The sequence below is a fragment of the Neorhizobium sp. NCHU2750 genome, assembly GCF_003597675.1.
Classification (GTDB): domain Bacteria; phylum Pseudomonadota; class Alphaproteobacteria; order Rhizobiales; family Rhizobiaceae; genus Neorhizobium.
This window is the reverse complement of sequence record NZ_CP030827.1, coordinates 3,163,504-3,184,709: the sequence shown is the minus strand read 5'-3', so window position 1 is coordinate 3,184,709 and position 21,206 is coordinate 3,163,504. Positions and strand designations below refer to the sequence as shown.

Here is a 21,206-nt window from a genome sequence, read left to right as displayed (position 1 = left end):
CCGGAATTTCAGAGTTTTACGTCAAGGAGATACCATGCAGGAAACGAGCGCTGCGACCATCAAGAGGCTCCAGGGAATCATCAGTGACCGCCTTGCCGATCTCATCGATCTGTCGGGCCGTTACGCCCTCCTGGATTTTCCCAACCACTACAATATCGGCGACAGCGCCATCTGGCTCGGCGAGCTTGCCTATTTCGACAAGGCGCAGTCCAAGCCGACCTTCGTCAGCGAAATCCGCACCTATCGCGAGGACCGGATGCTGGCGGCTATCGGCGATGGCCAGATCCTGCTGCATGGCGGCGGCAATTTCGGCGATATCTGGCCGGGATATCGCGAATTCCGCGAGGACATGCTGACGCGCCACAAGGGGCGGCCGATCATCCAGATGCCGCAGACGATCCACTTCAAGAGCCAGGAGAATGTCGACAGCACCGCGCGGGCGATCGAGAAGCACGGCAATTTCACGCTTCTGGTGCGTGACCAGAAGAGCTTCGAGCTGGCGACCAAGTGGTTCCAGTGCGATATCCGGCTTTGCCCGGACATGGCCTTCTGCATCGGCCCGGTGGCACGGCCTGCACCGCGCTACGATCTGCTGCTCAATCTTCGCGAGGACCAGGAAGTCGGCGCTCCGCACGATACCGCGCGCGCGATGGCGCGGCCGAACGTGATCAAGGCCGACTGGCCGCTGGAAGACGAGCAGGACTATCAGAAGCGCACCAAGCGTGCCGCCATCATCAAGGCGCTGCTACGCGGCAATGTCGGCGGTCGGGCGAAGATGACCGAACTTACCTACCGGGAACGCGCCGAGCAGCGTTTCGAGCGTGGAGTGCAGTTGCTGAGCTCTGCGCGGCAGGTGATCACCGACCGCATGCATGGCCATATCATGTGCCTGCTTCTCGATGCCGACCATTGCGTGCTCGACAACAGCTACGGCAAGACCAGCACCTTCATCCAGGCCTGGGGAACCTGCAATGGCGAGCGTGCGGCGATCGTACCTAATATTGACGAGGCGCTCTCGGTTCTCGACCGTCGGGCCGCCATGAACCGCGCTGCCGCCATCTGAGGCGGAGGTTGTAATAGCTATCGGCGGATGCCAACAGGCGTCCGCCGGTCTGGTTAAGGAAAGTCTAACACTTCCAGTCCGTTGCGGGTGCCCGTCAGGGATGTTTGCAGCAATTGGGCTCCGTCCGGAAGCGGGCTGAGGCTTCAGAGGTGCAGGAATACCGGGCTTTCGCGTTTATGCCTGAAATAAGAAGGACGCCAGTTTTGCCGTATCATTGCCAAGATTTCGCCACAATTGATCTGGTTTCGGACGTCGGCCTCACGCGCGGCTGACGGATTTGCGAGAAAAAGTGATCGGTTTTCTGACCTAGGCTTATATTGCATCGCAACAAATCTGGGTGAAGCAGTCGCCGCTAGCCCATGTTCCACAAGGGTTTCTTCCGGGCGGCGAGATCTCGAAGGCCGCAAAGGCTGGGGATATGCTAGATTTCGCACCTCCCATTTTTGCTGCGCTGCCACATTTTGTTCCAAACTCCACGTGATGCTGTTCACTCATGCGGGCTCAAGTCTGCTCTGATTGAAACGGCGGTGACGGGAGGCACTGCTCAAAAGGGGTGACTGGTTTGACTGTTGATCAGAACATTTCCTCCCGTATCAATTTGATGCGTATTCTGCTGATTTGCGGCATTGTCTTCGTGCATGTGCCGCATGATCCGGACACAAGTCCGTTTCTCGGCGCCAATGGATGGTTCGACTGGCTGCGCGTCTTTCTGGGCGACAGCCTGTTCAGGATCGGTGTCCCTTGTCTCAGTATGATCTCGGGATACCTGCTGCTGCGCAAAGGCTATGCCTCTTTCGACTACGGCAAGGTACTGCGCTCCAAGGCGATGACCGTGTTCCTGCCGTTCCTCATTTGGAACCTTGCGCTGTTCGGCGTGGCGCTGGCATTGCAGCGCGTCGATATTACCGTCGGCTATTTGCCCGACCTGTGGCATTCGACCTCGCGCGATCTCGCCACCTATGCGCTGGCGCTGGAAGGTCTGCCGATCAACGTACCGCTCTATTTCCTGCGCGACCTGTTTGTCTGCATCGTCTTGTCGCCGGTGCTGCTGTTTCTGATGCGCCGCGCGGCGGTGCCGGTGCTCGTGGTGCTGTTCCTGCTTGCGGTGGTGCCGGAGCTTAACCTGGTGATCGTGATCAAGCGGTCGATCCTGTTCAGCTTCGCGCTCGGCATGCACCTTGCCTTGCGCAAGGCGGATCTCAAGGCGCTGGACCGGTTTGCGTGGCCGGGGTCGATCGCGACGCTGGTCGCGGCCGTCGCACTTTCGGCTGCGATCTACGATACCGGCCCAACTTTTCCGTGGAGCGTCGAACTATTCCGCAACGTGCTGTCGATCGTCGGTGCCTTCGGTGTCTGGATGCTGTCGTCCATCGCCATCAGAAGCAGCCTTGGCCAGCGGCTTGCGGCAACCGGAAGCCTGAGCTTCTGGGTGTTCTGCGCCCATTATCCGCTGCTCGTCCTGATGTGGATGGTGTGGAACCGCGTCGGGACCGTAGGCGCCTATCCGCTTTTCTATGTCGGCTCGGTGGTGACAGCACTTGTCATCCTGGTGATCAGCAATGCTGCCATCATGCGGTACGCCTCGCCGCTCTATCAGATCCTGACCGGCAGCCGCGGGCGCAAGGACAAGCTCGCCAAGTCCGTTTCGAGCCGTCCCGTCGGATCCCCGCATCCGATGGAACCCAAACTGTCACAGCAGCGCAGGTGAAAACATGACGACCATCTCCACAAAAGTTTCGGCCGCCATCGTCTCCCTGGGTGTTTCCATGCTTGCAGCCATTGCTCCGGTATCGGCGCAGGGAACGCTCGCCAACAAGTCATTCGTAGAAAACTTCGACAGTTTCGACCGTTCGTTCTGGTATGTCGCCGACGGCTGGAACAACGGCGCCCACCAGAACTGCACCTGGTCGAAATCGCAGATCAATGCCGCGAACGGCACGCTGACGCTGAACCTGACCGAAGGGCAGTCGAAGGACCGGAAATACCTGTGCGGCGAGGTGCAGACCAAGGCGCGCTACGGTTACGGTACCTATGAAGTGCGGATGAAGTCGGCGACCGGTTCCGGTCTCAACTCGGCCTTCTTCAGCTATATCGGTCCGAGCGACAAGCAGCCCTGGGACGAGATCGACTTCGAAGTTCTCGGCAAGAATACCAATCAGGTCCAGACCAACCAGTATATCAACGGCAAGGGCGGTAACGAGGCACTCGTGCCGGTCAAAGGCGGCGCCGACCAGGGCTTCAACGACTATGCCTTCGTCTGGGAAAAGGACCGGCTGCGCTATTTCGTCAACGGCAAGATGGTCCATGAAGTGACCGATCCGTCGAAGATCCCGACCCATGACCAGAAGATTTTCCTCAGCCTGTGGGGCACCGACACGCTGACGAGCTGGATGGGCCCGTTCACCTACAAGGGGCAGGCTTCCATGGTCATCGACCGCGTTTCATTCACCGCTCCGGGGGACAAGTGCCAGTTCCCCGGTTCGGTGGCTTGCAATCTCGACTGAGCCGAGTTCGGCCCGGCGATTTTCTCGTTTGTCATAATGCGTTGCATTTTTCAGCACAGGAGCAGGCCCGTTTGAGCATACACGTTCTCTATCTCGCCCATGACCTGGCCGACGCCGCGATCCGGCGGCGCGTGCTGACACTGAAGGCCGGCGGCGCGGAGGTGACGGTTGCCGGCTTTACCCGCGGGCGAAACCTGCTTGAGGACGAAGCGGGCGTGCAGGCTAACGTGCTCGGGACCACGTCCGACGGAAAGTTCACACAGCGCATCGGCGCGGTTGCCAAGGCCAGCCTCGATATCAAGGGCCGGCTTGCCGGGGTGCGCAAGCCGGATGTCATCATCGCCCGCAACCTCGAGACGCTGGCGCTTGCCGGCCGCGCGGCTGCCGTCTTCGACCGGCAGCTGCCGGTTGTCTATGAATGCCTGGATATCCATCGCCTGCTCACCGACGAGGGATGGAAGGGCCGGCTGATGCGCGGCTTCCAGCGCCATTTCGGCCGCCGGGCGCAATTGCTGATTACCAGTTCTCCCGCTTTCATTGAGAATTTCTTCAAGCCGCGCTCGGGCCTCGACCTGCCGGTCATGCTGATGGAGAACAAGGTTCTGGCGCTTGGACCCGACAGCGTGCCGGCAGAGCGGATGCCGCGTGCGCCGGTTGCCGGTGAGCCGTGGAAGATCGGCTGGTTCGGCGCAATCCGCTGCGCCAAGTCTTTGTCGATCCTGACCGAGTTCGCCCGCCGCATGGATGGCAAGGTGGAGATCGTGCTGCGCGGACGCCCGGCCTATGGCGAGTTCGACGATTTCGCCCGCATCGTCGCGGAAGCGCCACATGTGGCCTTCCACGGGTCCTACCGGAACCCGGAGGATCTGTCGCGCATCTATGACGAGGTGCAGTTCAACTGGGCGATCGACTTTTTCGAGGAAGGCCTGAATTCGGAATGGCTGCTGCCGAACCGGCTCTATGAGGGCGGGCTCTATGGGGCGGTGCCGATTGCGCTGAAATCGACCGAGACGGGGCGGTTTCTTGCCCGCCGCGATATCGGCCTGACCATCGACAAGGCAACTCCCGATGCTCTCGAAGCGTTGTTCAACGAGATGACTATCGATCGATACAGCCAACAGTTTTCCCGGATTGCGGCCGTCGAGCGCAGTCAATGGGTCACCGGACCGGCCGATTGCCGGGCACTCGTCGCCAAACTCGCAGCGTTAAAACCCGATTTACGCTCACCTGCTGAAATGCAGGCAGCATCAACCCTGCAGTCGTGAGGTGGAATATGGTAGAGAGTGGCATTCCAGGTTCCGACATCGCGAACCTTCAAGTTCAGGCACAAATCCAGACACAAGCGAGCCCGCGGGTTCTGCTCGTCATTCCCTGCCTAAATGAGGCAAAGACGATCGAGCCGTTGCTGCGCAAGTTCGATGGCCAGCGTGGCGTCACCGACATGCTGATCGTCGTTGCCGATGGCGGCAGCCGCGACGGCACGCCGGATATCGTGCGCCGGATGGTCGGTGAGATCGAGGGCCTCGTGCTGCTCGACAATCCGAAGCGCATCCAGAGTGCCGCGATGAACCTTGCGATCAAGGAATTCGGCGATGGCCGCGACTACCTGATCCGGATCGACGCGCATGGCGACTATCCCGACAATTACTGCCAGTCGCTGATCGAGGAGGCGCTTGTCCATCAGGCGGATTCGGTCGTGGTCGGCATGGAGACGGTCGGTTTCGGCGCCTTCCAGCAGGCGGCGGCGATCGCCCAGAATTCCAAGCTCGGCAATGGCGGCTCCAAGCATCGTGCCGGCGGCGGCGGCGAATGGGTCGATCACGGCCATCACGCACTGATGCGGATCGAGGCCTATCGCAGGGTCGGCGGTTATGACGAGACGTTCAGCCATAACGAGGATGCCGAGCTCGACTTTCGCCTGCGCCATGCCGGCTACCGCATCTGGATGACCGGCAAGACGTTCATGACCTATTATCCGCGGTCGAGCGCTTCGGCGCTGTTTCGCCAGTATCTCGGCTACGGCCGCGGCCGGGCGAAAAACCTCATGAAGCACCGGGCGATCCCGAAGATCCGTCAGGCCATTCCGCTCGCCGTGGCGCCGGTGGTTGCGGGTGCCGTGCTTGCGCTGTTGTACTGGTGGGCGGCGGTGCCGGTTGCCGTCTGGATGATCGCCTGCGTGGCCTATGGTGCCTATATGGCGATCGGCCAGCGGAACTCGATTGCCCTGCTTGCGACCATCCCGGCAATGATCATGCATCTGGCATGGTCGGCGGGCTTCTGGATGGAATTGCTGCGCATACGACGAAAGAGGACCGCATGACCAACGATCCCGCTTCCATCCGTATCGATATCGGCATCTGCACCTTCCGCCGCCCGGCTCTCAGGGACACGGTCGATTCCCTGTTCAAGCTCAAGGTGCCGGACGGAACGGCGGTCCGCATCATCGTTGCCGACAATGATGCGGTGCCGAGCGCACGCGATCTGGTGGAAAGCCTGAACGCGCGCTCGCCATTCCCGATCGCCTATGTTCACTGCCCGAAATCGAACATTTCGATTGCCCGCAATGCCTGCCTGACATCGGCGGATGCGGATTTCCTCGCCTTCATCGACGACGACGAGACGGCGACGCCGGATTGGCTCGCGGCGCTTTACGGCAAGGCGCGGGAAACCGGCGCCGAGGCGGTGCTCGGTCCCGTCCGCGCAATCTATGGCGAGGACAGCACGACCTGGATGCGCGATGGCGATTTCCATTCCACCATGCCGGTCTGGGTCGATGGCCGGATCATCACCGGCTATACCTGCAACACGCTGCTCGACCTGCGTTCGCCGCTGATTGCCGAGCGCCGGTTCGCGCTGGCTCTCGGGCAGAGCGGTGGCGAGGATACGCATTATTTCTCTCAACTGACCGAGAGCGGCGGGCGGATCGAATTTGCCGAACAGGCGCTTGTCGTCGAGCCGGTGCCGGCAGGCCGGGCGAGCTTCTCCTGGCTTGCCAAGCGGCGTTTTCGCTCCGGCCAGACCCATGGCCGCATCGTTGCGGCGAAAAATCCCGGTGCGCGCCGCCTGCCGAAGGCGCTGATCGCCGCCGTCAAGGCTTCCTATTGCGGGGCGATCGCTGCCGCATTCACGCTGATGCCGGTCCGGCGCAACCGCTACGCGCTGCGCGGCGCGCTGCATGTCGGTGCGGTGATGGGCATGCTCGGGGTTCGTGAAATCCGCCAGTATGGCGCAGCGGAGGCCGCATGATCGTCGATGCCTCGCGCCCGGATGTGAGCTTCATCATCGCCGCCTACAATGCGGAAGACACGCTGAAACGTGCGATCGACAGCGCTCTGTCGCAGGTCGGCGTGACGGTCGAGGTGGTCGTCATCGATGATTGCTCGAGCGACGATACGGTCGAGATTGCCGAAAGCTACAGCGATCCGCGGGTGAGGCTGATCCGCCAGGCGCAGAATGGCGGGCCGGGCAAGGCGCGCAATGCGGGCATCGCGGCTGCCACCGGCCGGTGGATCGCGACGCTCGATTCCGACGATGCGGTGAAGCCCGAACGCATGCTGTCGATGATCCTCAAGGCGAAGGAGCTCGAGGCGCAGGTGGTGGTCGACAATGTCGATGTGGTGCCGATCGAAGGCGGCGCGGCGAAGACGATGTTCGACAGGCAGCAGCTTGCGAGGCAGCACGAGATCACGCTGTCCGAATTCATCACGTCCAACCTGATCTTCAAGACGACCTTCAATTTCGGCTACATGAAGCCGATCTTCCTGCGCGACTTCCTGATTGCGCATGACCTGAAGTTCGATGACATGCTGAAGATCGGCGAGGATTATATCCTGTTCGCCTCGGCGCTGGCTGCCGGCGCGCGCTGCGCCGTCGATCCGAATGTCGGCTATGTCTATTATCTGCGGCAGGGGTCGATTTCCCGCGTGCTGAAGCAGCAGCATTTGGACGACATGCTGGAGGGGGACCGGAGGTTTCTATCACGCTACACATTGGGGCCGGCGGAGATGGCGGCGCAGCAGCGACGTACCCGCAGCATCATCGAGGCCCGCTCATTTCTAACACTCGTCGACGAAGTCAAGCGCAAGTCCGTCGGCGGGTTCCTCAAAACGGCGATGCAAGCACCAGGGGCACTGAAACACTTCAGGATGCCCATCGCCGTTCGCATGCGCCGGTTCGTGAAGGCGACCGGCGTCAACTGAAATCCTGTCGGAAGAGGGCGGGGGCGCCCCCCTGGAAAGGACGAAGGAATGGACTTGAAGAGACCAGTTCGCAAAGCAGTGATCCCCGTTGCAGGCAATGGAACCCGTTTCCTGCCCGCAACCAAGGCAATGCCCAAGGAAATGCTGACGATCGTCGATCGTCCGGTCGTGCAATATGCCGTTGATGAAGCCATGCAGGCAGGCATCGAAAACATCATTTTCGTCACCAGCCGCAACAAGACTGCCATCGAAGACTATTTCGACAGCAATCCGGAACTGATCGCAAGCCTTACCCGGGCCGGCAAGACGGTGCAGGTGACGCAGCTGGAAAAGATGCTGCCGCTTGCAGGGACCGTCAGCTATACCCGCCAGCAGGTGCCGCTCGGCCTCGGCCATGCGGTCTGGTGCGCGCGTGAACTGGTGGGCGACGAGCCCTTCGCGCTGCTCCTGCCCGACATGGTGTCCTATGGTGCGCGCGGCTGCATGTCCGGCCTGATGGACCTCTACGAGGAAGTTGGCGGCAACGTGTTTGCGGTCGAGCAGTGCCTTCCGGAAGAGACGTCGAGCTATGGCGTCGTCGCCATCGGCCAGGATGTCCGCCACGGCTTCCAGGTGACCGGCATGGTGGAAAAGCCGAAGCCGGCGGATGCGCCGTCAAACTATTATCTCAATGGCCGCTATATTCTCCAGCCGCAGATCTTCGAACTGCTGGAAAGCCAGGAGCGCGGTGCCGGCAACGAGATCCAGCTGACCGACAGCATGCAGAAACTGTTGAAGATTCAGCCGTTCCATGCGCATCCTTACCAGGGTCGGACGTTCGACTGCGGTTCGAAGCGCGGCTTCATCGAGGCCAATGTTGCCTTCGCCATGATGCGTTCGGACATGAGCGGCGAATTGGCAGTGACGATCAAGGAACTGCTGGACATGCATGAAACCAAGGTGCGCGCAGCCTAGCGCATCGCCTTCGCATGGAGACTGACGTCTCTCAATGACATGGAGAAGGGCGGAACCTCTGCCTTTCTCCGACATTTTTCCCGAAGCGGATGAAATCATGGATCAGGCAAATTTCCGACCGATGACGATCTTTCAGAACGAACCGAAAGACCACGATACGTTCATCGATCTCGACAAGCTGTGGTCTGCAGCCATGCGCCGAATGGGAGTGATCGGTGTTTGCGTAGCAGTTATGGTCGTGCTTGCAGGCGTCTACCTGCTGTTCGCCCAGCCGATGTATACGGCAAATACGAATATCTTGATGGATGACAACCTGTCCCGCTATGCCGAGGACCAGACGGACCCGCAAAGCGCGCAGATGCTCGACAACCAGATGTCGAGCGCGGTCGAAATCCTGAAGTCGAAGGAACTGGCGCTTGCCGTCGTCGACAAGGCCAAGCTTGCAGATAACGACCTGATCGTCGACCCGCCGAAGTCGCCGGTCGACTATCTGAAGGGCATGCTGAAGGGCGTTACCTCGCTGGTATCTTCGAGCAAGCCGGAACCGACGGCGGAACAGATTGCCGCCGGCAAGCGGGAGAAGGCCGCAGCGGTAATCCAGCAGGCCCTGACCGTCGACCGTGTCGGCCGCAGCTCGGTGATTTCGCTTTCGATCAAGTCGCCCGACCCGCTTCTGTCGACAAAGATCACAAAGACCTATGCGGATTCCTACCTGACGGAACAGCTCAACGCCAATTTCGATGCGACGGAACGAGCGAGCGTCTGGCTGCAGGAACGTCTCAACGACCTCAATACCCGCGCCCAGCAGGCATCGCTTGCCGTCGAACAGTACAAGCGCGAGAAGGGGCTGGTTTCCCCGCGCGGCGAGCTTCTCTCCACCCAGCAGCTTTCCGACCTCAACAGCCAGCTGATCGTGGCGCAGGCCGATGCCGCAACGGCCGAAGCGCGTTACAACCAATACAAGGCGATCGTCGAGAAGGGGCCCGATGCGGCCGTGCAGAATGCCGTGGTGTCCAACCGCGACACCGACAACACGGTCATGCAGGACTTGCGCAAGCGCTATATCAACATCAACGACCGCGAGCAGGCCGTCATCCAGCAGTTCGGCGCAGATCATCCGCAGGCGGTAGCCCTGAAGGCCGAAAAGCAGGATGTGGCACAGCAGATGTTCCGCGAATTGCAGCAGCTTACGGGCGGTTTCAAGAACGATTCCGACGTTGCCCAGTCGCGCGTGCAGTCGCTCAAGGACAATATCCAGCGCGTTGCCGGCCATAATGCCGATGCAAACGTCAACATGGTGCAGTTGCAGGAGCTGGAGCAGAAGGCATCGGCGCTGCGGACGCTCTATGAATCCTATCTGCAGCGTTTCGAACAGGCCTCGCAGCTGCAGTCGCTGCCGATTGCCAAGGCGCGTGTGATCTCCGAAGCCGGTGTGCCGATCTCGCCATCGAGCCCGCGCAAGACGTTGACGATCGCCCTTTCCATCGTGCTCGGCCTTCTGGTCGGCTGTGCGGTCGCGGCCGTGCTGGAACTGCGCGAACGCTTCTTCCGCACCGGTGAAGACGTGCAGCAGAAGCTCGGCATGCGCTTCCTCGGTTATCTGCCGCGCATCGCGGGTCCCGCCCGAGAGGAGCCCGCCAACAAGCCCAATGCGGCGCCTGAGCCTGTTGACGCGGCAAACCTGCCGCCGGGTGATCCGATCTCGTTCCGCCGGATGATGCGGGTTGCCGTCGAGGCACCGCGGTCGCAATTTGCCGAGACGCTGCGCAATACCAAGCTTGCCTGCGATATCGTCCTGCAGGGCAAGAAGTGCTCGGTCATCGGCGTGGTCTCCTGCCTTCCGGGCGAGGGCAAGTCGACGGTTGCGGCAAACCTCGCGGGTCTTATCGCTTCCAGTGGTGCGCGCACGCTCGTCATCGACGCCGACCTGCGTAATCCCGGTCTTTCGAAGATGCTGGCCAGCGAGCCGGAAGTCGGTCTCGTCGACGTCATCCTCAACAAGACGTCGTGGACGAGCGTTGCCCGCGTCGATCGCCGCTCGCGCCTGACCATCCTGCCGATGACGACCCGCGGTCGGCAGGTGACGCATACGAGCGAACTGCTTGCCTCGACCGGCATGAGCCAGTTCCTCGAAAGCATCAAGGAAACCTTCGACGTCATCGTCGTCGACCTTGCGCCGCTGATCCCGGTCATCGATGCCAAGGCGTTCGAGCCCTATGCGGACGGTTTCGTGTTCGTCACCGAATGGGGCGCGACACCGGCCAAGGCGGTGCAGAGCGTGCTGCAGTCGGAGCCGCAGATCGCTGCCAAGACGATCGGCGTCATCCTCAACAAGACCAATCTTGCCGAACTGCACAAGTTCGCCGATCCGGGTGCCCCGGAACGCCTGCGCGGCAACTACCTGTCCTATTATCGGGACTACAAGGAAGTGGCGGCGGAATAATAAAAAACGGCCCGGGAAACCGGGCCGTTTTCGCATGAAGTGCTGGCGTGCGGTGTTCACCGCTTGACGCGCAGGCCGTCCATCAGCAGGCCGACAAGGCGGTTGGCGCGTTCGCGCCATTCGGGCGTATCGGGGATGGTGTAGATGCTCGACAGGGCATGCATCAGGTCCATCTGGCAGATGTCGGTGCGGATCAGATGTTCCTCGCGGGCTGCCGTCAGCAATTTGCCGAAGGCTTCGCGGATGCGGCCGAAACCTTCTGCGAACATGTCGGAATTGGAGCTGGCGATGATCTTCAAGCTGCTTGCCATGCCGCGCTTGGTGGCCATGTAGTCGATGAAGTGGAACATCCACTGTTCCAGTGCCTCGTCCGGGGCGCGGGAGCCGGCGAGTTCGTTGGCGGCGTCGGCGAGGTTCTGCAATTCGCGACGATAGACGACCTCGACCAGATGTTCGCGGGTGGGAAAATGGCGATACAGCGTGCCGATGCCGACACCCGCCTTGCGGGCGATATCCTCCAGCGAGGTCTCGACGCCATTTTCGGCGAAAGCTTGCGCTGCGACCTCAATCAGCTTGTCGCGATTTCGGCGCGCGTCGGCTCTCAGCTTCGGCGAGGTCTGGTCTGCATTCTCCTGCGTGGCCAGGGCCAAGATGACGCTCCACTCGATTTCAGCCCTTGACGTCGCGCGTCAAGACGCTAGTTTAAACGGAGGAGCCTCCGATTGAGGCGTCCTCCTACTTTTTAAACCAGAAGTAGGGCGGATGTCATGCTGAAAAACGTCGCATTCGCGTCCAGCGCTTAATATTTAGCGCTCCAGAACAGATCGTCCAGTCGTATAGGCCGCTTTTTCTCGTATTGGTAGCAGGAGGTTATCATGACACGAACGACCCATGTCCGTCTCGATATCAACGACAAGATGTATGAGCTCGATCTCGAGCCGCGCGTCACGCTTCTCGATGCGCTGCGCGAGGAGATCGGGCTGACCGGTACCAAGAAAGGATGTGACCAGGGCCAGTGCGGCGCCTGTACCTGCCATGTGGATGGCCGTCGCGTGCTTTCCTGTCTGACGCTCGCCGCCCAGGTGGAAGGGCGACAGGTGACGACGATCGAGGGTCTGGTTTCGCAAGACGGTACACTGCATGCGGTGCAGGCCGCCTTCCTGGAACAGGACGCCTTCCAGTGCGGTTACTGCACGCCCGGGCAGATCATGTCGGCGGTCGCCTGCATCCGCGAAGGACATGCGGGATCGGATGCGGAGATCCGCGAATACATGTCCGGCAATCTCTGTCGGTGCGGGGCCTATAACAGCATCGTTGCGGCGGTGCGCGAGGCGGCCGGCAGGCTCGCCGGCGGTGCCTCGGCGCGAGCCGAAGTGCGGGAAACGGTGGAGGTGGGCTGATGCGCGATTTTTCCTATCTGCGTGCCGCCTCGGCCGATGAGGCAAGGCAGGCATCGCGTCAGGCGGGCGCCATGCTGCTTGCCGGCGGGACGACGCTTCTCGATCTCGCCAAATGCGGTGTCGCCGAGCCGGACCAGGTCATCGACATCAGCCATCTTTCCGACCTCGACAGGGTCGTGGTCGACGAGAGCGGCGCCACGATCGGGGCGCTTGCGAAAATGAGTGCGGTTGCCGACGATCCGGCCGTCATCGCTGCCTTCCCGGCGATCGCCCAATCGCTATCGCTTGCCGCCTCCCAGCAGTTGCGCAACATGGCGACGATCGGCGGCAATCTCCTGCAGCGGACGCGATGTCCCTATTTCCGGGATCCCGCAACGTTTGCCGCCTGCAACAAGCGCAATCCCGGATCGGGCTGTTCGGCCATCGGCGGGGTGACCCGCAACCATGCGGTTCTCGGTGCGAGCGAGCAGTGTATCGCAACCTATCCCGGCGATCTGGCCGTGGCGCTTGTCGCTTTCGATGCGGCAGTCGAGCTCCGTTCCGACCAGGGCACGCGCAGCATGCCGGTCGAGGATTTCTTCGTCGAGCCCGGCGAGCGGCCGGACAGGGAAACCGTGATCCAGCCGGGGGAGATGATCACCGGCCTTGCCATCCCGACCTCTGCGGCGGCGAGGAATTCGACCTATCTCAAGATCCGCGACCGCCAGTCCTATGAATTCGCGGCGGCGAGTGCTGCCGTCGGGCTGGACTTCGAGGCCGACGGGCGGACGGTGAAGGATGTGCGCGTGGCGCTCGGCGGCGTTGCCACCAGGCCGTGGCGGGTGCGCGCAGTCGAGGCGGCGCTCACCGGTAAGGCGCTGACGGAGGACGTGATCGCGGCTGCCGTCGGCCATGCCATTGATGGTGCCGTGGCGCAGGGTGGCAATCACTACAAGATCGAGCTTGCGCCGCGCGTTGTCGCCCGTGCGCTGAAAAGCCTGGGAGGTCTGGCATGACCATCATGAACCCCATCGGGGAACCGAGAAAGCACGGCAGTTCGGCCGATGGCGTCGTCGGCGGGCGGCTGTCGCGTTTCGAAGGCGAGCTGAAGATCACCGGCAACGCCACCTACGCGCTGGAATACCCGCTCGAAAACCTCGCCCATGCGGTGCTGGTGCAGAGCACGATTGCCGCAGGCCGGGTCGTGTCAGTGGATGCGGCAGAAGCGCTTGCCGCAGCGGGCGTTGTCGCCGTCCTCACGCCGGAAGACGATCTGGGACTGATGGCGGCATCGGACTGGTATGGGAAACGCCCGGAAAACCAGCCCTATCATCCGCTGCCGAAGGTGATCAGCTATAACGGCCAGAGCATTGTCGCGGTGATTGCGGAAAGCCGCGAGCAGGCGAACGAGGCGGCGAAGCTGATCCGGATCACCTATGAGGAAGCGCCGGCGATTGCCGATATGAACGATCCGAGAGCGGGCGAGGGCAAGCTTCTCGAGGCCATGAGTGTCGAATGGGGCGATGCGCAGAAGGCGCTTGCCGCTTCGCCGGTTCGGATGGAAGCCACCTATGAGACGCCGCGCGAATATCACGTGGCGATGGAGCCGCATGGCCTGACGGCCGCATGGGACGGCGACCGGCTGACGGTGTGGGAGCCCAGCCAGTGGACCCATGGCATGCAGCGGACCTATGCCGAGTGGTTCGGCATTCCGCTCGACCATGTGCGGCTCGTCTCGCCCTTCATCGGCGGCGGCTTCGGTTCCAAGGGGGCGGCGCTCTCCTATGGTGCGGTGGCGGTGGCTGCAGCGAGAAAACTCGGCCGGCCGGTCCGGCTTGCCGTGACCCGGCCGCAGAACTTCACCAGCTATGGCGGACGGGCGGCGACGCGCCAGACGATTTCGCTCGGGGCGACGGAAGACGGCGTGCTGCAGGCGATCATCCATCGCGGCGCAAGCGAGACTTCGACCTATATGGACTATCCGGAGCAGACGGGGGCGGCGACGCCGATCCTCTACAAGGTCGAGAATTTTTCCTCGCAGACCAGGGTCGTACCGGTCAATGCGGTGACGCCGGGCGCGCTTCGCGGACCGGGCAAGAACCCGAGCGCCTACGGTATCGAAAGCGCGATGGAGGAGCTGGCCTACAGGCTCGGCATGGACCCGCTGGAACTGAGGCTCAAAAACTATGCCGATCACGACTATCAGTCCGGCAAGCCATGGTCGACGCGGCGGCTGCGCGAAGCGCTGACGGAAGGCGCTGCGGCCTTCGGCTGGTCCAGACGCAGCCATGCGCCGCGGTCGATGCGTGAGGGCCGGAACCTGATCGGCTGGGGCATCGGCTGCGGCACGTTTCCGGTTCTGAGAGCGCCGAGTTCGGCGATGATCCGGGTCTTGAAGAGCGGCCGGGTGGAAGTCGTCTCGGGGGCGATCGACATGGGGCAGGGGACCTATACGATCCTTGCGCAGACGGCGGCCGAGGCGCTCGGCATTTCGATCAAACAGGTCGATGTCGTGCTTGGCGACAGCCGCCTGCCGGGTTCGGCGATTGCCGGCGGCTCGATGCTGGCGGGCTCGATTACCGGTGCCGTGCACAAGACGGCGAACGCGGCGCGCGAGGAACTGATCGGGCTGGCGCTCAACGATCCGAATTCGCCGTTCCGCGAGACGGGTGCCAATACGCTCGTCATCCAGGAGGGCAGGATCTCGGTGGCAAGCGGTGGCGGGCCGTCGATGACACTTGCGGAGCTGCTTTCATCGCTTGGCCGCGATGAGCTGGAAGTGACGCGCAACACGCTGCCGGACGATGCGCAGAGCGCCACCGACCGCAGCAATGCCTGGACCAGCATGGGCCGTGTCCAGGGGCCGACCATGGGCGACTATTCCATGCATTCATGGTGCGCGCATTTCGTCGAGGTGAAAGTGGACGAGGATTTCGGCACGGTACGCGTCTCACGCATGGTGTCGGCCTTCGATTGCGGCCGGCTCTATAACCCGAAAATGGTGGAAAGCCAGTGGCGCGGCGGCATCATCATGGGCATCGGCCAGGCGCTGCTCGAGGAAGGGCTTGTCGATCCGCGCAATGCGCGCACGATCAACAACAATGTCGGGGACTATCTGGTGCCCACCAATGCCGACATTCCGGATATCGAGGTGATCTCCGTCGGCGTGCCGGATTACGAGGCGTCGGCGCTCGGCGGCAAGGGAGTGGGCGAGGTCGGCATCGTCGGGGTGGCTCCGGCCATCGCCAATGCCGTCTTCCACGCCACCGGCAAACGAGTGCGCGACCTGCCGATTACACTAGAGAAGCTGATGTGAACCGAGCCGGCGCATCCGGTCTTTCGCCGGGTGCGCCTAAAGGGCTTAGGGCATGTTCGATGCGCCAAGACTTCCTGCCAGTTTCTCCGCCAGCCTTTCCTTGCGAAAATGCTCGGTAACGAAATCGATGAACACGCGGGTCTTGGCCGGCAACAGCTTGCGGTTCGCGTAATAGAGCGAGATCGTGCCGATATCGGCATACCAATCCGGCAGAAGGCGGATCAGGTCACCCCGCCTGAAATGGATCAGCGCGTCCGGGACGGCGATCAACGCGACTCCGAGGCCGAGGCTTGCCGCGCCGGCAATCGCGGCGGGATCGTTCATGATGAAGGAGCCATTCAGAGCGGCGGGCATTTCCTCACCGGCGATATTGCGCATGGTCCAATGGCGGATGCGGCCGGTATTGGAGGATCGCATCTGGATGCCGGCAAGCGATCCCAATTGCTGAGGGTTCGTCGGCATGGCCCGACCCTTCATATAGTCGCGGGAGGCGACGGCAATGAGATGGGCAGGTGCCAGTGTCCGGGAGATGAGGCCCGGCGTCAGGTCAAGGCCACCGCCGATGGCCGCGTCATAGCCTTCGGCGACCAGATCCACCTGGCGGTTCTCGAATGTCCATTCCGGCCTGATCTTCGGATATTTCTGCATGAAGGCCGGTAGCAGCGGCAGGATATAGTCCTTGCCGAAATGCGGGCTCATGCTGACCTTGAGGATGCCGGAGGGCTCGGCGCTTCCCGATGACGCATCGGCGATCGCCGCCTGCAGCGCATCCACATGTCCGCCGACCTGGGCAAAGAGCCGTTCTCCGGCCTCGGTGAGTGCCAGCCTGCGGGTCGTTCTCTGGAACAGCCTGACGCCGAGGTTCTTTTCCAGGGTGGCCACGTTGCGGCTGACGGCAGCGGGGGTGAGCGCCAGCTTGCGGGCGGCGGCGGAAAATCCGCCGAGTTCGGCCGAGCGCAGAAAGGATTCGAGATTGGTCAGATTTTCCATCGCGCTATCTTCAATTTTTATTTGAAAATGATGCGCATCATTACCCGCTAATCGGCGACCAATAAAGGGGCGATATTCCGTTCATCGCAACACCAACGGAGTAAAGCTCATGACAATCGGAATTATCGGCGCCGGCAAAATCGGTGCAGCAATCGCCCGCATCCTCGCTCGGGCAGGTATTCACGCCACAATAGCCAACAGCCGCGGGCCGGAAACGCTGACGGACCTCACGACCGAACTTTCGCCCTGGATTTCGGCGGTGACCATTGCTGAGGCGGCACAGGCCGACATGGTGTTCGTCGCCGTGCCATGGTCCAAGCTTCCGGCAGCGCTTGCAGGCCTTCCGAACTGGGGTGGCCGCATCGTCGTCGACACCAACAACTCGGTCGAATCTCCGTTGTTCAAGCCGGCCGATCTCGGCGGTCGCACATCAAGCGAAGTTTTCGTCGGCATGGTTCCGGGTGCCAGGGTGGTGAAGGCATTCAACCACCTGTTTGCCGCGCTGCTGGAAGCCGATCCTTCATCGGAGGGCGGCAAGCGCGTGCTGTTTTATTCGGGCGATGATGCCGATGCTAAGGTCGAGGTCGGGCAGTTGATCGAGCGCCTCGGCTTCTTCGGGCTCGATCTCGGTTCGCTTGCTGTCGGGGCGAAGCTTGCCCAGTTTCCGGGCGGTCCGTTGCCGGCACACAATCTAGTCAGGTTCGGCTAATCCTCAGAATACCGTTCCTCGGCCCATGGATCGCCACGCATGTGGTAGCCGTTCTTTTCCCAGAAACCGGCATGGTCCATGGCCAGGAAGTCGATGCGCTTCAGCCATTTGGCGCTTTTCCAGAAATAGAGATGGGGCACGACGAGGCGCACCGGGCCGCCATGCTCCTCCGCCAGCGGCTGGCCTTCCCAATCCATGACGATGATGGCGTCGGGCGCGGCGAAATCGGAGAGAAGCAGGTTGGTGGTGTAGCCGTCATAGCTGGTCAGCATCACCGCCGTCGCTTCGTCCCTCGGATTGACGGCATCGAGGAAATCGCGGGTCGAGACGCCCTTCCAGTTGTTGTCGTAACGCGACCATGTCGTCACGCAATGGATGTCGGATCGCATATCCGTCTGCGGCAGGGCCTTCAATGCCGCCCAGTCGAAGCTTTTCGGGCTGTCGATCAGCCCGTGGACGTCGAGCCGCCATTCTGCACTTGAGATACTCGGTTGCTGGCCGAGATCGAGGACCGGCCAGTTCTTCACCAGATGCTGGCCGGGCGGCAGCCTGTCGGTCTCGGGCCGCGCATGGCGGCCGGTGAGGAATTTTCCCTCGTCGGCCCATTTGCGCTTGGTCAGCGTCAGCTTCGTAACTGACTGAGATGTCGGGGTGTCGTCGGCCATCTGCGCGTCTCCCATACGGTTCCGCTTGCGTCATCGGATAATCTGATGAAGAAGAGACGCAAATCAATCGCCCGCCTTTCAAAATCTTGCTGGAACATCATGTCCGCCTCCAATTCCCGCTTCAATCCGCTCGTCGACAAGCTTTCCCTTCCTCCCGTTCCCTCCGTTGCCGCCTGGGGGCGTGCCTATGACAAGAGCCAGGGGCCGCTGATCGACCTGTCGCAGGCCGTGCCCGGCTATCCGGCGCATCCCGAGATGCTGCGGCTTCTCGGCGAGACCGCATCGTCGACGGCCTATACCGGCTATGGTCCGATCGAGGGCGACAATGCGCTGCGCGAGGCCTATGGCGCCCATATCGCGGAGGTTTACGGAGCAGGGCTTTCCGCCGCCAACACGCATATCACTTCGGGCTGCAACCAGGCCTTTGTCTGCGCGGCGATGACGGTTGCCGGGCCGAGCGATACGGTGCTGATGACCGAGCCCTTCTATTTCAACCACGAAACGACGCTCGCGATGATGGGCATCAGGACCGCTTTCGTGCCGTGCAAGGCGGAAGACGGGTTCCTGCCCGAGCTTCCGGCGATCGAGGCGGCGATCACCGCTGACGTCAAGGCGCTGGCGCTCGTTTCGCCGAACAATCCGACCGGTGCGATCTATCCGCCGGCGCTCATCGAGAAGATCTTCAGGCTCTGTCAGGACAAGGGCATCTGGCTGATCCTCGACGAGACCTATCGCGACTTCCTGCCGGAAGCCGGGCAGCGGCCGCATGACCTGTTCAGCCTTGCGGGCTGGGAAGAGACGCTGATCAGCCTCTACAGTTTTTCGAAATCCTTCTGCATTCCCGGCCACCGGCTCGGCGCGATCGCGGCAGGCGAGGCCGTGATCGGCCAGGTCGCCAAGATCATGGACAATCTGCAGATCTGCGCGCCGCGTGCTGCCCAGGGCGCCGTTGCCGCCGCATTGCCGGTGCTTGCCGCATGGCGGGAGGAAAACCGGCAGGAAATCGGCCGCCGTGCCGAAGCGTTGAAGGCGGTGATGGCAGAACTGCCGGACTGGAAGCTCGATGCGATCGGCGCCTATTTCGCCTTCGTGCGCCATCCGTTTGCGGGCGTCGGTTCGGCGGAGGTCGCCGAAAAGCTCGCCAAACGCGCCGGCATTACCTGCATTCCGGGCGTCTATTTCGGCGAGGGGCAGCAGAATTATCTTCGCTTCGCCTTTGCCAATGCGGATGTCGAGACGATCGGCCGGTTGACGGAACGTTTGAAGAACTTTTCCCTGTCCTGACGGGCGACATGGCCTTATAAGACAGGGTCATGGCTCAACGTTCAGGCAGTGCCGATCTTCCGCTCCATGGCGGCCGGGTTCCCCGGTGGCTTGGCGAGCGCATGACAAGGCTCGGTGCCGTGATCACCGAAGCAATCGTCATCCATTATGGCCGCGACGAGCTGCTTGCGCGGCTGGCGCATCCGTTCTGGTTCCAGTCCTTCGGTGCGGTGATGGGAATGGACTGGCATTCGTCGGGCATTACCACCAGCGTCATCGGTGCCTTGAAACGCGGGCTCACGCCGATGTCGGGCGAACTCGGCATCCATGTCTGCGGCGGGCGCGGCAAGAACTCGCGGCAGACGCCGGAGGAGCTGATCGCCGTCGGCAACCGGGTCGGCATCAATGGTTCGGCCCTTGCCCAGACCAGCAAGCTCGTCGCCAAGGTGGACAGTGCGGCGGTGCAGGACGGGTTCGATCTCTATCTGCATGGCTTCATCGTTACCGACGACGGCAAATGGGTGGTGGTGCAGCAGGGTATGAACGATGCCCGGCGGCAGGCGCGGCGCTATCACTGGCATTCGGAGGGGTTGAAGAGCTTTCTCGATTCACCGCATGCGGCAATCGAGGGTCGCGGCCAGGGGCAGATCTTCAATCTCGCCGATCACCGGGCGCTCGCCTCGCGAACCGGCCAGCTCGATCTTCTCGCCTCGCTCGGGCCGGATAAAATCGTCCGCGAGGTGATCTCGCTCGATCCCTCGCGGATGCGAAAGCCGGCGGCGCAGCCGATGCTGCCGCATCTGATCATGCCGGAGCATCACGATGTGCGCGAGGAAGACGTCAACATGCGCCGCCTGCACGGCACGCTGGCTGCGGCCGCCGACCGGGGGCCGAAGGATTTCGAGGATCTGCTGATGACGCCGGGTGTCGGCGCCCGCACCGTCTCGGCGCTCGCCATGGTGGCCGAGGTCGTGCATGGCGCGCCGTGCCGTTTTTCCGATCCCGCGCGTTTCTCGCTTGCCCATGGCGGCAAGGATCGGCATCCGTTTCCGGTGCCGCTCAAGGTCTATGACGAGACGATCAAGGTGATGAAATCGGCGGTGAGCAAGGCGCGGCTCGGCCGCGAAGAGGAGCTGCAGGCGCTTCATCGTCTGGATGATCAGGCAAGACAGCTGGAACGCTATGTCACCGGTCCGGATTTCAAGGAGATCATCGCCGGCGAATATCGCCATTCGCATGAATGGGGAGGCCGCAGCGTGTTCGGCTGGGAGCCGCCGGAAGACGAGAGCGGCAAGCAAAACGGATAGATGGATATGTCTGGCGCCCCTGTAACATGCGAGGTTCGCTACCGGATCGATCCGGACAGGCTTGCGGATTTCAAGCTCTATGCGGAAACCTGGGTCAGGCTGATCGAACGGCATGGCGGAACGCATCATGGCTACTATCTCCCGCGCGAGGCACCACGCGGTGCCGGCATGAGCTTCGAGGGATTGGGACGCGAGGGAGATGGCGACATTGCCATCGCACTGTTCAGCTTTCCGGACGACCAGACCTATCTCGGTTATCGCGATGCAGTGGCCAAGGATCCGGACGCGATGGCGGCGAATGCGCGTTATGGTGAAAACCCGCCGTTTCGCAGCTATGAGCGGGTATTCCTGCAGCGGCTCGGCGAAGACCGGTGAAAGTTGCAGATGGCATGATGACGGGCAAGGCAAGCGGTT

19 protein-coding genes are annotated in these 21,206 nt (G+C 62.0%); 16 read left to right on the top strand and 3 right to left on the bottom strand.

Annotation, left to right across the window (positions count from 1 at the left end):
- Nucleotides 1-34 precede the first annotated feature (34 nt).
- The 9 genes from NCHU2750_RS15595 (at nucleotide 35) to NCHU2750_RS15555 (ending at nucleotide 11,163) form a co-directional block, all read left to right on the top strand.
- A complete protein-coding gene (locus tag NCHU2750_RS15595; RefSeq protein ID WP_119941343.1) occupies nucleotides 35-1,063 on the top strand; it encodes a polysaccharide pyruvyl transferase family protein in 1,029 nt (342 codons plus the stop codon).
- A 562-nt stretch (nucleotides 1,064-1,625) separates the two neighbouring features.
- Nucleotides 1,626-2,771 carry an acyltransferase family protein gene (locus NCHU2750_RS15590; protein WP_502703796.1) on the top strand — a complete coding sequence of 382 codons (1,146 nt, stop codon included), beginning with the start codon at nucleotides 1,626-1,628 and terminating at the stop codon, nucleotides 2,769-2,771.
- A 4-nt stretch (nucleotides 2,772-2,775) separates the two neighbouring features.
- Entirely contained in the window at nucleotides 2,776-3,567 is a 792-nt protein-coding gene (gene exoK / locus NCHU2750_RS15585) for an endo-1,3-1,4-beta-glycanase ExoK (RefSeq protein ID WP_119941341.1), read from the top strand.
- Nucleotides 3,568-3,638: 71 nt separating this feature from the next.
- Entirely contained in the window at nucleotides 3,639-4,832 is a 1,194-nt protein-coding gene (locus tag NCHU2750_RS15580; protein WP_119941340.1) for a glycosyltransferase, read from the top strand.
- An 8-nt stretch (nucleotides 4,833-4,840) separates the two neighbouring features.
- Nucleotides 4,841-5,887, top strand: a complete 1,047-nt coding sequence (locus NCHU2750_RS15575) for a glycosyltransferase family 2 protein (protein WP_119941339.1) — start codon at nucleotides 4,841-4,843, stop codon at nucleotides 5,885-5,887.
- Nucleotides 5,884-6,813 (top strand): glycosyltransferase family 2 protein, encoded by a 930-nt coding sequence (locus NCHU2750_RS15570; RefSeq protein WP_119941338.1) that lies wholly within the window; start codon nucleotides 5,884-5,886, stop codon nucleotides 6,811-6,813. The genes NCHU2750_RS15575 and NCHU2750_RS15570 overlap by 4 nt, the downstream gene beginning before the upstream one ends.
- On the top strand, nucleotides 6,810-7,766 hold the full coding sequence (locus tag NCHU2750_RS15565) for a glycosyltransferase family 2 protein (protein WP_119941337.1): 957 nt from the start codon (nucleotides 6,810-6,812) through the stop codon (nucleotides 7,764-7,766). Before NCHU2750_RS15570 ends, NCHU2750_RS15565 begins: the two co-directional genes overlap by 4 nt.
- A gap of 48 nt (nucleotides 7,767-7,814) precedes the next feature.
- Entirely contained in the window at nucleotides 7,815-8,720 is a 906-nt protein-coding gene (locus NCHU2750_RS15560) for a UTP--glucose-1-phosphate uridylyltransferase (RefSeq protein WP_119941336.1), read from the top strand.
- A gap of 97 nt (nucleotides 8,721-8,817) precedes the next feature.
- On the top strand, nucleotides 8,818-11,163 hold the full coding sequence (locus NCHU2750_RS15555) for a polysaccharide biosynthesis tyrosine autokinase (protein WP_119943404.1): 2,346 nt from the start codon (nucleotides 8,818-8,820) through the stop codon (nucleotides 11,161-11,163).
- A gap of 56 nt (nucleotides 11,164-11,219) precedes the next feature.
- On the opposite strand, the gene NCHU2750_RS15550 is transcribed toward NCHU2750_RS15555, so the two are convergent.
- On the bottom strand, nucleotides 11,220-11,816 hold the full coding sequence (locus NCHU2750_RS15550) for a TetR/AcrR family transcriptional regulator (RefSeq protein ID WP_502703854.1): 597 nt from the start codon (nucleotides 11,814-11,816) through the stop codon (nucleotides 11,220-11,222).
- A 222-nt stretch (nucleotides 11,817-12,038) separates the two neighbouring features.
- Here NCHU2750_RS15550 and NCHU2750_RS15545 point away from each other — a divergent pair, with 222 nt between their 5' ends.
- Genes NCHU2750_RS15545 through NCHU2750_RS15535 form a run of 3 tightly spaced genes read left to right on the top strand, consistent with a single transcriptional unit; the run spans nucleotide 12,039 to nucleotide 15,858 of the window.
- Nucleotides 12,039-12,563: a (2Fe-2S)-binding protein gene (locus tag NCHU2750_RS15545; protein ID WP_119941334.1), complete on the top strand. Its 525-nt coding sequence runs from the start codon at nucleotides 12,039-12,041 to the stop codon at nucleotides 12,561-12,563.
- On the top strand, nucleotides 12,563-13,558 hold the full coding sequence (locus NCHU2750_RS15540; RefSeq protein WP_119941333.1) for an FAD binding domain-containing protein: 996 nt from the start codon (nucleotides 12,563-12,565) through the stop codon (nucleotides 13,556-13,558). Before NCHU2750_RS15545 ends, NCHU2750_RS15540 begins: the two co-directional genes overlap by 1 nt.
- Nucleotides 13,555-15,858 carry a xanthine dehydrogenase family protein molybdopterin-binding subunit gene (locus NCHU2750_RS15535; RefSeq protein ID WP_119941332.1) on the top strand — a complete coding sequence of 768 codons (2,304 nt, stop codon included), beginning with the start codon at nucleotides 13,555-13,557 and terminating at the stop codon, nucleotides 15,856-15,858. The genes NCHU2750_RS15540 and NCHU2750_RS15535 overlap by 4 nt, the downstream gene beginning before the upstream one ends.
- Before the next feature lie 45 nt (nucleotides 15,859-15,903).
- Here NCHU2750_RS15535 and NCHU2750_RS15530 read toward each other — a convergent pair whose 3' ends face one another.
- Nucleotides 15,904-16,848 (bottom strand): LysR family transcriptional regulator, encoded by a 945-nt coding sequence (locus NCHU2750_RS15530; RefSeq protein WP_119941331.1) that lies wholly within the window; start codon nucleotides 16,846-16,848, stop codon nucleotides 15,904-15,906.
- A gap of 109 nt (nucleotides 16,849-16,957) precedes the next feature.
- Here NCHU2750_RS15530 and NCHU2750_RS15525 point away from each other — a divergent pair, with 109 nt between their 5' ends.
- Complete coding sequence (locus NCHU2750_RS15525) at nucleotides 16,958-17,557, top strand: NADPH-dependent F420 reductase (RefSeq protein ID WP_119941330.1); 600 nt, start codon at nucleotides 16,958-16,960, stop codon at nucleotides 17,555-17,557.
- Here the strand turns inward: NCHU2750_RS15525 and NCHU2750_RS15520 are convergent.
- Complete coding sequence (locus NCHU2750_RS15520) at nucleotides 17,554-18,222, bottom strand: sulfite oxidase-like oxidoreductase (RefSeq protein ID WP_119941329.1); 669 nt, start codon at nucleotides 18,220-18,222, stop codon at nucleotides 17,554-17,556. The genes NCHU2750_RS15525 and NCHU2750_RS15520 overlap by 4 nt on opposite strands.
- A gap of 99 nt (nucleotides 18,223-18,321) precedes the next feature.
- Here NCHU2750_RS15520 and NCHU2750_RS15515 point away from each other — a divergent pair, with 99 nt between their 5' ends.
- Genes NCHU2750_RS15515 through NCHU2750_RS15505 form a run of 3 tightly spaced genes read left to right on the top strand, consistent with a single transcriptional unit; the run spans nucleotide 18,322 to nucleotide 21,167 of the window.
- Nucleotides 18,322-19,506 carry an aminotransferase gene (locus NCHU2750_RS15515; protein ID WP_119943402.1) on the top strand — a complete coding sequence of 395 codons (1,185 nt, stop codon included), beginning with the start codon at nucleotides 18,322-18,324 and terminating at the stop codon, nucleotides 19,504-19,506.
- Between the two features lie 29 nt (nucleotides 19,507-19,535).
- Nucleotides 19,536-20,792 carry a DUF763 domain-containing protein gene (locus NCHU2750_RS15510; protein ID WP_119941328.1) on the top strand — a complete coding sequence of 419 codons (1,257 nt, stop codon included), beginning with the start codon at nucleotides 19,536-19,538 and terminating at the stop codon, nucleotides 20,790-20,792.
- A gap of 6 nt (nucleotides 20,793-20,798) precedes the next feature.
- On the top strand, nucleotides 20,799-21,167 hold the full coding sequence (locus NCHU2750_RS15505) for an NIPSNAP family protein (RefSeq protein ID WP_119943400.1): 369 nt from the start codon (nucleotides 20,799-20,801) through the stop codon (nucleotides 21,165-21,167).
- Nucleotides 21,168-21,206: the final 39 nt, after the last annotated feature.